Raw genomic sequence first — 13,398 nt, forward strand, 5'->3', positions numbered from 1 at the left:
CAGCAGCGGTTCGTGGCCTGAGGTGCGTTTTCGGTAGTGGCAGCGGCGGGCGATGGCCTGGCGGTGTCTTCTCCAGGCGGACCAGTTCAGTGCGTGGGTGATGGGATCGCGGTCGGCTCGTGGGTGGGGCAGGAGAGTGTCCAGGAGCCGCCGGATCTCTGCCACGGTGAGCGGGACGGTGGCTGATCCGTTTCTGCAGCCCCCTTTGCCTCCCCGCCGGCCTGGGCTTGTGCTGCGAGTGCGGCCAAGACGGCGTGGGCGAGCATGGCCAGGGTGATGTGCCGATACCAGCCGACATAGCGGCGGACTTCGTACTCGTCCAGGCCGCACTCGTTCTTCGCGGCCTGGAAGCACTCCTCGATCGCCCAGCGGGAGCCGGCGATGCGGACCAGCTCGGCGATCTCGACACCCACGGGTGCGTAGGCCAGGTAGTAGGCCACATCTTCGGGGTCGGACAGGCTGCGGCGGGCCATCACCCACCGGTGATGGGTCGGCGGATCCGGATCGAAGATGATGTTGGCGGGCAACTTGGCCCCGGCCCAGTCGTAGATCCGCGGGCCCTTCGCCCCATCGCCGCAGGACAGCCGCTGCCAGGCATCATCGGGTGCTTCATCGATGAGATGGTCGATGCGCCAGATGCCGGCCAGGGACTTGATCTGCTGGGACTTGGGCACCGCCACCACGTAGCCGACGCCCGTCTGCTCGAGCAGGCGGCGGAAGTGCCAGTCCTGCCCGTAGGCCTCATCCGCGGTCACCCACGACGCCGGCAGGCCGGCGGCCAGGCAGCGGCGGACGATGTCCCGGGCCAGTTCCCCCTTGGTCGCAAAGCCTCGCCCGTCGGGGATCTTGGCCGCCCGGCAGCGGTCACGGTCGGACGTCCAGGCTTTGGGCAGGTAGAGCTCCCGGTCCACCAAGGCCCGGCCTGAGCTGGTGGCGTAGGCGGCGAACACGCCGATCTGACAGTTGTCGATCTTTCCTGAGGTGCCGGTGTACTGCCGACTGACCCCGGCTGAGGTGGTGCCCTTCTTGATGAATCCCGTGTCGTCGATGATCAGCACACCGCCCGGTCCGAGCCGTTCGGCGACGTAGGCACGGACGTCGTCACGCAGGGCGTCCGCGTCCCAGACACTGCTGTTCAGCAGCCGCTGAAAGCCGTCCGGAGTGCGGTGACCTGCCCATTCCGCAAGCTGCCAGCCGTTCTTGCGTGTCGCCCGCCCCAGCAGACCACGGACGTAGTCCCGCATCCGCCACCGCAGATCCGCCCGAGTGAACCTGCCCGCCACCCGAGCGAACACCAACTCCAACTCGCCGGCCCAGCAAGCGGCTTCACTCATCCCCTCCATACCAGGACAACGACAACCACCAGCTCAGGACACGAACCGCTGCTGGAGTACTAAAGGGGGTCCCAAGACCGGACGAAGCCCTGTTGACCGGGGCAGAACCGGCAGCAAGCACCACCTGATCACCGACGCCACCGGCATCCCGCTCGCCGCCACGCTGACCGGCGGCAACCGCAACGACGTCACCCAGCTGATCCCTCTGCTGGAGGCGATACCGCCGGTGCGGGGCAAGCGAGGCCGGCCCCGACGCCGCCCGGACGTGGTGCTGGGCGACCGCGGCTACGACCACGACAAGTACCGCCGGCTCGTCCGGGACCTGGGCGTGAAGCCACTGATCGCCCGACGCGGCACCGAACACGGCTCCGGACTTGGCACCCAACGCTGGGTCGTGGAACGCGCATTCGCCCACCTGCACTGGTTCCGCCGTCTGCGGATCCGCTGGGAGATCCGCGACGACATCCACGAAGCCTTCCTCACCCTCGGATGCGCGCTCATCTGCTGGAGGCGCCTGACGTCATTGCGATAGGAGTTCTTAGCGGCGGCCGACGGAGAGTCGACCGTCGAAGGCGATGTCGAAAGCCTGCAGGGCGGGCTTCCAGCGCATGGTCCAGCGTTTGCGTCCCTGGCCGGTGGGGTCGAGGCTCATGACGGCCATGTAGACGCATTTGAGGGCTGCGGCCTCGTTCGGGAAGTGCCCACGGGCCCGGACGGCTTTCCGTATGCGAGCGTTGACCGACTCGATCGCGTTGGTGGTGCAGACGACACGGCGGATCTCGGCGTCGAACTGGAGGAACGGTACGAACTCGGCCCAGGCGTTCTCCCAAAGCCTCACGATCGCCGGATATTTGGCGCCCCACTCCTCCTGGAACTCCAGGAACCGGTCTTCCGCCGCATCTGCGGTCGGAGCCGTGTAGACAGGCTTGAGCGCGCGGGAGATCTTGTCCCAGTCCTGGCGGCCCGCATAGCGGAAGGACGCCCGGATCAGGTGGACGACGCAGGTCTGGGTGACCGCCTAGGGCCAGACCGCCGAGATGGAGTCGGGCAGGCCCTAGAGCCCGTCGCAGACGACCATGCACACGTCCTCGACACCGCGGTTCTTGATCTCAGTCAGGACCTGGAGCCAGTACTTGGCGCCCTCGCCGCCGTCGCCGGCCCACAGGCCGAGGATGTCGCGGGTGCCGTCCACCGTGACTGCGAGTGCGACGTATATGGGCCGGTTCGCCACCTGCCCGTCGCGTACCTTCACGTGCACGCAGTCGATGAAGACCACCGGATAGACCGGGTCCAGCGGGCGGTTCTGCCACTCGGCCATCCCGTCCATGACCTTGTCGGTGATGGTCGAGATGGTCTGCTTAGACACGCTCGCGCCGTAGACCTCGGCCAGGTGGGCGGAGATGTCACCGTGCGTCAGACCACGCGCGGACAGCGACAGGACCATCTCGTCGACACCGGTCAGCCGCCGCTGGCGCTTCTTGACGATCTGCGGCTCGAAGCTTCCCTCGCGGTCACGCGGCACCGTGATCTGAACCGGCCCGACATCGGTCAGCGCGGTCTTGGACCGGACCCCGTTGCGGCTGTTGCCGCTGCCGGCACCGGCCGGATCGTGCTTCTCGTAGCCGAGGTGGTCGGTGATCTCCCCTTCGAGAGCGGACTCCAGCACGCGTTTGGTCAGCTGCTGCAGCAGCCCGCCCTCACCGGTCAGCTGCAGCCCGCTCGCGCGGGCCCGGTCGACCAACTGCCCGATCAACTGCTCGTCCAGCACGTCCGCCGACAACTCGGACGGCCGGACCTCTTCAACCGCCTCGGCAGAGACAGTCACGTCGCTCATCAGGTGCTACTTCCATGATCGGAAGTTACACCGAAGACCGTACAGACCCCGAAACCGTACTGGAGTATTAGGCGGGGGCTGTGTCTCGTGTGTGCGCAGCGGTGTGTGCGGTCTTCGTGTTTCTTTCCGCCTGGTAACGTGACACACATCACGGGCAGTCTGGCGTGTCCTGCGGCTGACTATACGGGTGCCGCGGGTGCGGTGAGTGGGGGAGCGACGGTGTCGCCTCAGTCAGCCGATTTGGCGCATATTGGCGGATCCCCATGGACGCCACTTTCAAAGAGCGCTTGGCCCGCAAGCCGCGGACCAAGCGCGGCAAGGCTGCTCCCACACACCGACCGGGCGAGGGCAATCGATCAGCCCATCACGACCGCCCGGTCAATTGGCCGTTACTGACCCACGCCCGTAGCGGCGGTAGCTGACAAAGTCGGTTATAGGGCGAAAGCCGAGGCGCTGGTAGAGCGCGTTGCTGGTGGCGTTGGCGAGGTCCGTGAAGAGGAGCACATTGTCCGCGCCGCCGACTAGGGCGGCTTGCGCCACAGCAGCGGTGACCGCGCTTCCGTATCCGTGCCCACGAAGGTGGATCGGCGTGTAGACGGGTGCGATCCGGACTTGGCCAGCGATGAGGGGTGAGCAGCCAGCCATGGCGGCGGGTTCGCCTTCGTCGTTCTCCCATAGGGTGACTCCTCCGTAGGCGAGGCGCGTGTCCGCCCAGTTGCCGAAGTCGCGCCCGTCGGGCTCGCCGATAGCGGTGGCATACTCTTGCGCCCAGCGCATGAGTAGGGAACGGTCCGCCTGATCAGCGACCTGCGCCCGGCCTGCGGGCATCCGAGCAGGGGCAGTCAGAGTATCGAGGCTGTAGAGACGTTCGCGGCGGTGTTGCACGACGGCGTCTCCGGTGCACTGTCGCCAGGCGTTCACGATCGCCTCGACACTCTCACGGTCGCCGGAGAAACTGTGCGGGGTCTCCCCTTCGTCCGCGAGACGAGCCGCCAGAGCCGCGGCCGCGGGCTCGGACAACGGTGAGACGACCAACCCGTGCTGCTGCGTGTATACAAACGCAGCCAGCGTGTGCCCGTCTTGAGCGAGCGTGCCGAAGAGCGGTGCTCCCGGGCCGGGCGCCATCGGTCCTGCTTGACGAAGTGCATTGGTCACTGTCAGTAGCACGGTGTGCAGTGTCGGCTGTGAGCGGAGGAATGTCTCCGTGTGGTCGAGAAAGGCGCCCAGATCTCGGCTGAAGTGCCAGGTTTCGATAGTTGCCATAGACCATCATGACGCGCCGCCTGGGGGGCATTCCCACGGGGGTGCGTACGGCTCGCGTCGTCGCGTTGAGTCACGCCTTTGACATATGAGAAAAATTCGGGCATAAGGTGTTTTACGGGAAAAAGATGCGCTGACCAGGCATGACTTGACCGAAAATAGATCCTTGACCAGTGCAACTAGCCGCACCTACGATCATTCCATTCCTCCAGTCGGGGGAAGTTTTCTGAAAGAATTTTACGGAGGTTGTCATGGCTGAGCAGATGAACGATGACATCTACACGGACCTCGAGGGCACGGTTATCGCGGGTGCCCCCGTTCACCTTGACTGACAACTGAACAAATAAGAGATCGCCCCCTCGCCTGCACGGGCAAGGGGGCGATCTATTGGGAGAGAAAACAGTGACACTCGCAGATGACATGTCTGTCTTCTCCTTGGAGCGTCATCTTGCTCCGTACCTGGACATGGGAGAAAGGCCGACAGACGCTCCGATTTTCACGCACGCGCCCTGCTTGGCCTGGGATGCATATACACGTAAGGCCGAGCCGTGGTTCGCAAGCCCCTATCTGCAGCGCTCCATGATCACCACGTTTCGCTCCGAACTGTCCAAGGCGGTCGATCTGGCCGACCTGCCCAACGCCGCCGCTCAGGCAGACTTTGAGGACTGGATCGAAGTTCCGGGCAGCCCTGCGAAACGACGCTTGGCCGATGACGTAGTGGATCTGCCGGAGGATCCGCTGGAGTTGGCCCTACTGGCCAGAACGATTTCATACCTGGGCTTTCATGAGAAAGCCCGGGACCTCCTGAAGGCCGTTCCGGACCGTACGGGGCCAGGATACTCCTACGCCCGCTACACCGGTATCTTCATAAATCACATAATTCACCTGGGTCGGCGCGACTACCAGCGAGAGTTCGAGGGGTTGTACCTCGAACTCGGCTCGGACGTGACTTATGCTAGGACTCGGCTCTCTCTGTGCATCCTGGCCATTGTTGCCAGCGCTCAGTTGAAGCAACTTCCAGAGCTGGCGAAGTGGCATGGACGAGGTTCTGAGGCACTAGAGCGTTATGTTGCTCTGCCGCATGTGGATGACTTCGAGAAGGCGCTGACGACGAGCAGATTTTACCGAGCTGCTGCCTTCGAACCCTTCCTCAACGGCCGCCACGACGACCTCCGTGCCGATCTGGACAGATGGCTCGGTATTGCTCGTGAACTGGTCGGTCATGATGACCGCACCCGCATCTTGGCAACCGAGAATATGTACCCTGCCGTGGAATCGGCCTCCCGGACCGAAGCTGCCCTCGGCAATAAGACAAGAAGTAGGGACTTGATGGAGGAGATGGTCTCCAAGATCGACCCCATCGACAGCAAGGCCTGGCTTCAAGTCGGCGAGTTGCGGAGAAGAGATGGCGACGAACTCGGAGCTTTGCAAGCGTACTTGACATCTGCGCGATTCCAGGTCCCGCTCGGACGTATCGCTTGGTTCAATGCCGGCCGCTGCTGGGAGCGGCTGGGCGAGGCGCAAGAGGCTGTCCAGTGTTACAAGAAATCTCTCGAACTGTGGCCTACGGGCTTAGCACCTGCTCAACGTATTGCAGCCATCGAGGCCACCTGACCTCGCTCGAGACGTAGCCGTTCGGAGCCGACACGACCATGGCATACCTTGCTGCTCTCACCTTGGCAGCTTATCTCGGCCTGCTAATTTGGCGCTCTGCCCGTAGGAAGCCGGGTTTTGCCACGTGGCATATGTTTGCCGGAGTCAAGACATCGAGTTTCTCGCTCCATAGCCGCAGCAGTGGTGCGGAACTGAATATCTGGGATTTCCTTCCGCACACCCAATTGAACATGAGCAACCAGGAAGTAAGACTCTTCCTCTACTACCTGGCCCGCGTACACGGTATGAACGATCTCTGCGGAACGGTCGACGTACGTGAGGATATGAAAACGTTTCAGCTGATCGTTGAGGAATCTCGTGTGGTCGACTGAGGAATTCATAGACATTCTGGTGGGTGATGGCCCGGCCGGGGGCCTATGGCTGGCAAGGACCGGGTTCGCACTTGCCTGCCTCATCAAGATCGCGATCGAGTTCAAGCGCGAATATGTCGGCTACTACGAGCCGACAACCTACCTTTACTTCAGGCTGCGCGCGCGTCACCTGAAGCACCGACAGAGAATGCCGACGGCGATTCACTACCGAGTCTTTATCATCGCGCGATTTGCCTTCTCTTTGGCGCTGTTCCTCGGGGTTATCCCCCAAACGTCAGCCGCGGGTTTGGCTCTCTGTTTCGCCTTCGAGGGATTCATCCACTTCAAGTTTCATGTGAACTTTTTTACTCTGCTAGCGTGCTGTTTCATATTCACTCCGTCGCTGCCTCCTCTGTGGGACCCCTTCATGCACCTGATGGAAGGGGACCCGCAGTCTGCTTGGCAGGTTATCGCCTCCGCGCACGGATCACGTTTTTGTCAAAGTGCAGTGGCTTTGACTATCAGTGCTCTCTACATCGGTGGTGTATTCCGAAAGGCAAACTCGTCCTTCATTTCCGGAACGGTCGTCGTGTCGGTGTTGAGATACACCCTTGCCGAGCAGTCGCAGCGTCATCACTTTGACGGTTGGTACCCGGCGACGCTTCGTTCTTGGGTTTCGAAGGTAGAGCCTGGTGACAAGATACTTCGGTTTGTGATGACCTCGGTCCTTGTTCTGGAGGCTGCCCTGCCTGTCGCGGTTCTGACCCCGTGGCTGTGGCCGTACGCCCTCGCAGCCGGCCTGATCATGCATGCCGCGTTCACCTTTCTGTTCCCTGGCACGCTGACGGCGTTCTCCATAGCCACAGTTTCCACCTACTTCTGTTTTATGCCGTAAGGCTGGCGACTCGCCGTTCCACATCACATCGCCGGGAATGAAGTCCACTATGTTTCGAAATCACCCCGTCCTGACCGCCTCGACAACAGTGAAGTCACTGTTGGTAACGGCGCTGGTGAACGCAACGGGAACTGGCGCCTTCATGTCTGGCTCGGTTCTCTATTTCAGCTCTCACCTGCGTATACCAGACGACACCGTCGCCTTCACGCTGTCGGTCTGTGCGCTCGTCACGCTGGTCACCACGGTGCCCCTCAGTGCCTTCCTGGAGCGCTTTGATCTCAAGCGGATCATTATTGTCCTCCATATATTTCGCGGACTTCTGTACTCTTCTTACCTATTGGCCGACTCCGTTCCCCTGTTCATAGCAGTGACGCTCGTCGTCACCATTGCGGACCGCCTCTCCAATCCGGCCTCCCAAGCTCTTCTGGCCGCCGTTCTTCCTTCTGATCAACGCGTCGAGATCATGGCCTGGCGGTATTCGCTCCAGAACGCCGGGGTCGGTTTCAGGTGCCCTCATCGTGGCAGTAGCCATCTTCCTCAACCCGGATTTCGGTTATCCGTTGATCATGGTGTTGAACGGACTTTCTTTCTTCATAGCGGCTATCCTGATGAAACCGGTGGACACCGCTGGCACCTTGGCCGTAATGAAGCGACGTAACGTTTTTTCCGGAGAGTGGCCCAATCCGCGGTACCTTTCCTTCGTTGCCCTGTCGGTTTTCTTCCTGCTGTCGGATGCTCTGCTGACGGTGGCCATACCGCTGCAAATCTCGGATCGGGACGATGCCACCGCAGGTCTCGTCGGGTTGGTGCTTCTCGTCAATACGGCGATAACAGTTATCGCACAGCCGAGGATGTCTCGCGACATCGTGACCACAGAGGTCGCGTCCCGCGCCCTTGTGCAGGCCGCATTCATGCTGGCTGGGGGAGCGTCGGTCATTGGAATTTTCTGGCTGTTCTCGGGCTGGCTACTGGGCGGGGGCCTGATCCTCGGTGTCGCGATACTGACGCTTGGAGAGGCCAGATTCATTGCCGCCAGTTGGTGGATATCCGTGGAATTGGCCCCTGAGGACAAGAGGACGCGCTTTCTCGCCGTTTACAGTCTCAGTGCCACGGCGGAACGTGCTGTGGGCCCTCTTCATTGCCTCTTTCGTCGTCATCCAATTCGGTGGAGTCGGTTGGGCTGTCGCAGCTATGCTATTCATCCTGTGTGCCGCAGCGGTCCCGGCGTTCAAGTTCCGTCGATCGCAACCCCAGCGAAACGCCAGTCTGATATCCGGTGGTCCCGCACGTCGAGCAGTCCGGCCCGGGCATTCTCCTGCTCAACTCCGCACAGGTGAAACGCCCGTGGCGCGGATTCCGCGTCGGCGCGGTGCTGACAGATGAGGGCATTGCCCGGGCGGGGACCGGGGCCCGCCTGCTACCCCTCACCGCTGGCCCGGGCCCGCACCTGCCTCAAGGATGACGCTGCCCGCGACCGCGTCGTCAGCGCTCTCCAACGCACCGCATCCCGCGCGGGGTTCTGTATATGTCCTTAGAACTCCTATCGCAATGACGTCAGGCGCCTCCAGCAGATGAGCGCGCATCCGAGGGTGAGGAAGGCTTCGTGGATGTCGTCGCGGATCTCCCAGCGGATCCGCAGACGGCGGAACCAGTGCAGGTGGGCGAATGCGCGTTCCACGACCCAGCGTTGGGTGCCGAGTCCGGAGCCGTGTTCGGTGCCGCGTCGGGCGATCAGTGGCTTCACGCCCAGGTCCCGGACGAGCCGGCGGTACTTGTCGTGGTCGTAGCCGCGGTCGCCCAGCACCACGTCCGGGCGGCGTCGGGGCCGGCCTCGCTTGCCCCGCACCGGCGGTATCGCCTCCAGCAGAGGGATCAGCTGGGTGACGTCGTTGCGGTTGCCGCCGGTCAGCGTGGCGGCGAGCGGGATGCCGGTGGCGTCGGTGATCAGGTGGTGCTTGCTGCCGGTTCTGCCCCGGTCAACAGGGCTTCGTCCGGTCTTGGGACCCCCTTTAGCGCGCGGATGTGGGAGCCGTCGACGGCCGCTCGGGAGAAGTCCAGGGCGTTCGCGCTGCGGAGCTTGGCAAGGAGGACCTCGTGCAGTCGGGGCCACACGCCGGCCCCGGTCCACTCGGCCAGGCGTCGCCAGCAGGTCATGCCCGAGCCGAAGCCGAGTTCCTGCGGCAGGTGTTCCCAGGAGATCCCGGTGTGCAGGACGAACAGGATGCCCTGGAACACCAGCCGGTCCGGATGCCGCTTGCGCCCTGGGTGCCGGGCCCGACGCTCGACCTTGGGCAGCAGCGGTTCGATCACCGCCCACAGCTCGTCGTCGACTTCCCACGGCTTCGGCCGTGCCACTTCGCACCCCCAGATCATCGCTGCCGTAGTGATCCAACCACCTCGAAGATCATTTCGTTAGGAGTTCTTAGACGCCATCCGCTTACCGTTCGGCAGGCTTGATCACCCGAACAGGGTTCCTGTTCGGGTGATCTCTCGGTGGTCGGGGCATAGCGGCAGGGCCTCTTGGTAGCTCGGGGTTGCGATCCCAACCGAGCAGTACCAGGAGGGGGTCTGTCCAGCCAACGGTGTAACTCGGGTGGTGTGATTTAGCGGCGGCCGACGGAGAGTCGACCGTCGAAGGCGATGTCGAAAGCCTGCAGGGCGGGCTTCCAGCGCATGGTCCAGCGTTTGCGTCCCTGGCCGGTGGGGTCGAGGCTCATGACGGCCATGTAGACGCATTTGAGGGCTGCGGCCTCGTTCGGGAAGTGCCCACGGGCCCGGACGGCTTTCCGTATGCGAGCGTTGACCGACTCGATCGCGTTGGTGGTGCAGACGACACGGCGGATCTCGGCGTCGAACTGGAGGAACGGTACGAACTCGGCCCAGGCGTTCTCCCAAAGCCTCACGATCGCCGGATATTTGGCGCCCCACTCCTCCTGGAACTCCAGGAACCGGTCTTCCGCCGCATCTGCGGTCGGAGCCGTGTAGACAGGCTTGAGCGCGCGGGAGATCTTGTCCCAGTCCTGGCGGCCCGCATAGCGGAAGGACGCCCGGATCAGGTGGACGACGCAGGTCTGGGTGACCGCCTAGGGCCAGACCGCCGAGATGGAGTCGGGCAGGCCCTAGAGCCCGTCGCAGACGACCATGCACACGTCCTCGACACCGCGGTTCTTGATCTCGGTCAGGACCTGGAGCCAGTACTTGGCGCCCTCGCCGCCGTCGCCGGCCCACAGGCCGAGGATGTCGCGGGTGCCGTCCACCGTGACTGCGAGTGCGACGTATATGGGCCGGTTCGCCACCTGCCCGTCGCGTACCTTCACGTGCACGCAGTCGATGAAGACCACCGGATAGACCGGGTGCCACGGGCGGTTCTGCCACTCGGCCATCCCGTCCATGACCTTGTCGGTGATGGTCGAGATGGTCTGCTTCGACGCGCTCGCGCCGTAGACCTCGGCCAGGTGGGCGGAGATGTCACCGTGCGTCAGACCACGCGCGGACAGCGACAGGACCATCTCGTCGACACCGGTCAGCCGCCGCTGGCGCTTCTTGACGATCTGCGGCTCGAAGCTTCCCTCGCGGTCACGCGGCACCGTGATCTGAACCGGCCCGACATCGGTCAGCGCGGTCTTGGACCGGACCCCGTTGCGGCTGTTGCCGCTGCCGGCACCGGCCGGATCGTGCTTCTCGTAGCCGAGGTGGTCGGTGATCTCCCCTTCGAGAGCGGACTCCAGCACGCGTTTGGTCAGCTGCTGCAGCAGCCCGCCCTCACCGGTCAGCTGCAGCCCGCTCGCGCGGGCCCGGTCGACCAACTGCCCGATCAACTGCTCGTCCAGCACGTTCCGCCGACAACTCGGACGGCCGGACCTCTTCAACCGCCTCGGCAGAGACAGTCACGTCACTCATCAGGTGCTACTTCCATGATCGGAAGTTACACCGAAGACCGTAACTGGCTTTATCGAGCAGTAGTGACGTCGCTTGTCGATGAGTTTGGGAGGCGCCCCGTTCCACGGACGGGTGGTGTTGATGAGTTTGGGAGGCACCGGGTCTCTTGCCAGGGCAGCATCGGGATGCTCCTGGTGAAAGGTGCTGGTCATGCCGCAGTTGTCGAAGGTCGAGCTGTACGCGGCGATCCGGCGTGACCATCGCGGCGGCATGTCGATGCGAGAGCTCGAGCGCAAGCACGGCGTGACGTGGCGGACGGTTCGCAAGGCACTGGATTCGGCCTGGCCTGAGCCTCGGAAGAAGCTGCCGCCCCGGGCGACCGCTCTGGACCCGTACAAGCCGGTGATCGACGGCATCCTCCGCGCCGACCTGGATGCTCCGCGCAAGCAGCGGCACACCGTCACCCGCATCTTTCACCGCCTGGTCGACGAGCACGGGGCGGACGTCTCCTACGGGATGGTCCGCTACTACGTTGCCGCCCGGAAGCCGGAGATCCTGGTCGAGTCCGGCAAGGCCCCGCTGGAGGCGTTGCGTCCCGCAGACCCACCACGCCCGGGCACGAGGCGGAAGTTGACTTCGGCGACGTGACGATCCGCCTCGCCGGCGAGCTGGTGACCTGCTACTTGTTCTCCTTCCGCCTTTCGTATTCGGGTAAGGCCGTCCACCGAGTGTTCGCCTCCTGCGGCCAGGAAGCCTTCTTCGAAGGCCATGTCCACGCGCTGCGGACGCTGGGCGGCGTGCCCCGCGGAGCAAGGTCCGCTACGACAACCTCAAAGCCGCCGTCGCCCGGGTGCTGGGACTGAGCCGGGCCAGGGTCGAGGCCGACCGGTGGATCGCCTTCAAGTCGCACTTCGGCATCGAGAGCTTCTACTGCCGTCCGGGCATCGAAGGCGCCCATGAGAAGGGCGGCGTCGAGGGGCAGATCGGCTACTTCCGCCGCAACCACTTCGTTCCCGTCCCCGAGGTAGCCTCGCTCGCCGAGCTGAACGAGATGGTCGAGCTGTGGGACCGGCAGGACGACGCACGCCGCATCGGTGCCCGGTCCAAGACCGTCGCGGAGTGCTTCGCACTCGAGCAGCCGTTGTTGCTGCCGTTGCCCGAGGAGCCGTTCGAGACAGGCCAGGCTGTTCACCCCGCGGGTCGACCGCTACGGCCAGATCCCGGTCCGCACAAACCGCTACTCGGTGCCGATCCGGTTGATCGGCAAGCGGGTGGCGGGTGGTCTTGCATGCTTCTCACCTGGTGGTTTACAACCAGAACGTGGAAGTGGCCCGGCACGAGAGGCTGATCGCCAAGGGCGCCGTCCGCCTGGATCTGGATCATTACCTGGAGGTCCTGGTCCGCAAGCCCGGCGCGTTCCCCGGCTCCACCGCCCTCGAGCAAGCCCGCTCAGCAGGCAAGTTCACCCACGTCCACGACGCCTGGTGGGCTCAGGCTCAGAAGGTCCCACGGCGAGCGGGACGGCGCCCGGGCCCTGATCGAGGTCCTGCTGCTGGGACGGCACCTGCCGCACGAGCACATCGTCGCCGGTCTGGCCGCAGCCCTGCGCGCCGGGGCGATGACCGCCGACGCAGTCGCCCTGGAGGCCCGCAAGGCAGCCCAGGCCGAGACCGAACCCGACCTGGCAAGCCGGCCGCTGCCTGGCACACCGGCGGCGAACGTGACGTCCCTGCACAAGAGTGGAAGGCCTGTCCCATCTCCCGCCCGGACACCAGGCCCCTGCCGTCGGTGACCCCCTATGACCAGTTGCTCCGACGTCGTCGCGCCGGCGGCAGCACCACCGAGGGAGAAGCCCAGTGACCCTGCCCCGCCAGCGAGGCTTGACCGAGCAGGCCGCCGAGCGCCAGCCATCGACACCGCCTGCCGCATGCTGCAGCTTCCCGTCATCCGCAACGAGTTCCCGGCATCGCCGACCCGGGCGGTGAAGGACCAGATGACCTACCGCGGCTTGCCTCGCCGAGCTGCTGATGGCCGAGTGCGACGACCGGGCCCGGCGCCGCTCGGAACGGCGGATCAAGGCCGCTGGCTTCCCGCGGGAGAAGTCCCTGCGAGCATTCGACTTCGACGCCAACTCCAACATCGACCCCGGCCACCATCCACACGCTTGCCAGCTGCGAGTGGATCAAGAAGAGCCAGCCACTCTGCTTGATTGGCGACTCCGGCACCGGCAAG

At 64.1% G+C, this 13,398-nt stretch carries 7 protein-coding genes and 5 pseudogenes; 7 read left to right on the plus strand and 5 right to left on the minus strand.

The window, feature by feature from the left end; genetic code table 11:
* Positions 1-86: 86 nt before the first annotated feature.
* The gene (locus tag QQY24_RS34555) at positions 87-1,343 is read right to left on the minus strand and encodes an IS701 family transposase (RefSeq protein ID WP_301970644.1); all 1,257 of its coding nucleotides are present in this window, start codon (positions 1,341-1,343) and stop codon (positions 87-89) included.
* 58 nt (positions 1,344-1,401) lie between these two features.
* Here QQY24_RS34555 and QQY24_RS34560 point away from each other — a divergent pair.
* Positions 1,402-1,866 (plus strand): annotated as a pseudogene (locus tag QQY24_RS34560) (IS5 family transposase); the annotation flags it as partial.
* 6 nt (positions 1,867-1,872) lie between these two features.
* On the opposite strand, the pseudogene QQY24_RS34565 reads toward QQY24_RS34560, so the two are convergent.
* Both QQY24_RS34565 and QQY24_RS34570 read right to left on the minus strand, forming a co-directional pair.
* A pseudogene (locus QQY24_RS34565) lies at positions 1,873-3,168 on the minus strand (IS256 family transposase).
* Positions 3,169-3,546: 378 nt separating this feature from the next.
* The gene (locus QQY24_RS34570) at positions 3,547-4,431 is read right to left on the minus strand and encodes a GNAT family N-acetyltransferase (RefSeq protein ID WP_301976493.1); all 885 of its coding nucleotides are present in this window, start codon (positions 4,429-4,431) and stop codon (positions 3,547-3,549) included.
* Between the two features lie 417 nt (positions 4,432-4,848).
* On the opposite strand from QQY24_RS34570, the gene QQY24_RS34575 reads away from it, so the two are divergent.
* Genes QQY24_RS34575 through QQY24_RS34590 form a run of 4 tightly spaced genes read left to right on the plus strand, consistent with a single transcriptional unit; the run spans position 4,849 to position 7,945 of the window.
* Positions 4,849-6,042: a tetratricopeptide repeat protein gene (locus QQY24_RS34575; protein ID WP_301976492.1), complete on the plus strand. Its 1,194-nt coding sequence runs from the start codon at positions 4,849-4,851 to the stop codon at positions 6,040-6,042.
* Between the two features lie 38 nt (positions 6,043-6,080).
* Positions 6,081-6,413 (plus strand): hypothetical protein, encoded by a 333-nt coding sequence (locus QQY24_RS34580; protein WP_301976491.1) that lies wholly within the window; start codon positions 6,081-6,083, stop codon positions 6,411-6,413.
* Positions 6,400-7,287 carry a hypothetical protein gene (locus QQY24_RS34585; protein ID WP_301976490.1) on the plus strand — a complete coding sequence of 296 codons (888 nt, stop codon included), beginning with the start codon at positions 6,400-6,402 and terminating at the stop codon, positions 7,285-7,287. The genes QQY24_RS34580 and QQY24_RS34585 overlap by 14 nt, the downstream gene beginning before the upstream one ends.
* Before the next feature lie 37 nt (positions 7,288-7,324).
* Complete coding sequence (locus tag QQY24_RS34590; protein WP_301976850.1) at positions 7,325-7,945, plus strand: MFS transporter; 621 nt, start codon at positions 7,325-7,327, stop codon at positions 7,943-7,945.
* Positions 7,946-8,827: 882 nt separating this feature from the next.
* On the opposite strand, the gene QQY24_RS34595 is transcribed toward QQY24_RS34590, so the two are convergent.
* Positions 8,828-9,660, minus strand: a protein-coding gene (locus tag QQY24_RS34595) for an IS5 family transposase (protein ID WP_301970705.1) whose coding sequence is annotated in 2 segments (ribosomal slippage) — positions 8,828-9,313 and positions 9,316-9,660 — 831 coding nt in all. Because the reading frame shifts where the segments join, the coding sequence is not laid out codon by codon here.
* A 230-nt stretch (positions 9,661-9,890) separates the two neighbouring features.
* Positions 9,891-11,120: pseudogene (locus QQY24_RS34600) on the minus strand (IS256 family transposase).
* 256 nt (positions 11,121-11,376) lie between these two features.
* On the opposite strand from QQY24_RS34600, the pseudogene istA reads away from it, so the two are divergent.
* A pseudogene (istA, locus tag QQY24_RS34605) lies at positions 11,377-13,026 on the plus strand (IS21 family transposase).
* Positions 13,023-13,398, plus strand: a pseudogene (locus tag QQY24_RS34610) (ATP-binding protein); the annotation flags it as partial. The pseudogenes istA and QQY24_RS34610, both read left to right, overlap by 4 nt.

It is taken from the genome of Streptomyces sp. TG1A-8 (genome assembly GCF_030499535.1).
Lineage (GTDB): Bacteria > Actinomycetota > Actinomycetes > Streptomycetales > Streptomycetaceae > Streptomyces.

Bases quoted from the DNA above. Each gene is read 5' to 3' on its own strand.
- QQY24_RS34555 (WP_301970644.1), bottom strand. From the start codon at position 1,343: ATGGAGGGGATGAGTGAAGCCGCTTGCTGGGCCGGCGAGTTGGAGTTG.
- QQY24_RS34570 (WP_301976493.1), bottom strand. From the start codon at position 4,431: ATGGCAACTATCGAAACCTGGCACTTCAGCCGAGATCTGGGCGCCTTT.
- QQY24_RS34575 (WP_301976492.1), top strand. From the start codon at position 4,849: ATGTCTGTCTTCTCCTTGGAGCGTCATCTTGCTCCGTACCTGGACATG.
- QQY24_RS34580 (WP_301976491.1), top strand. From the start codon at position 6,081: ATGGCATACCTTGCTGCTCTCACCTTGGCAGCTTATCTCGGCCTGCTA.
- QQY24_RS34590 (WP_301976850.1), top strand. From the start codon at position 7,325: ATGAAGTCCACTATGTTTCGAAATCACCCCGTCCTGACCGCCTCGACA.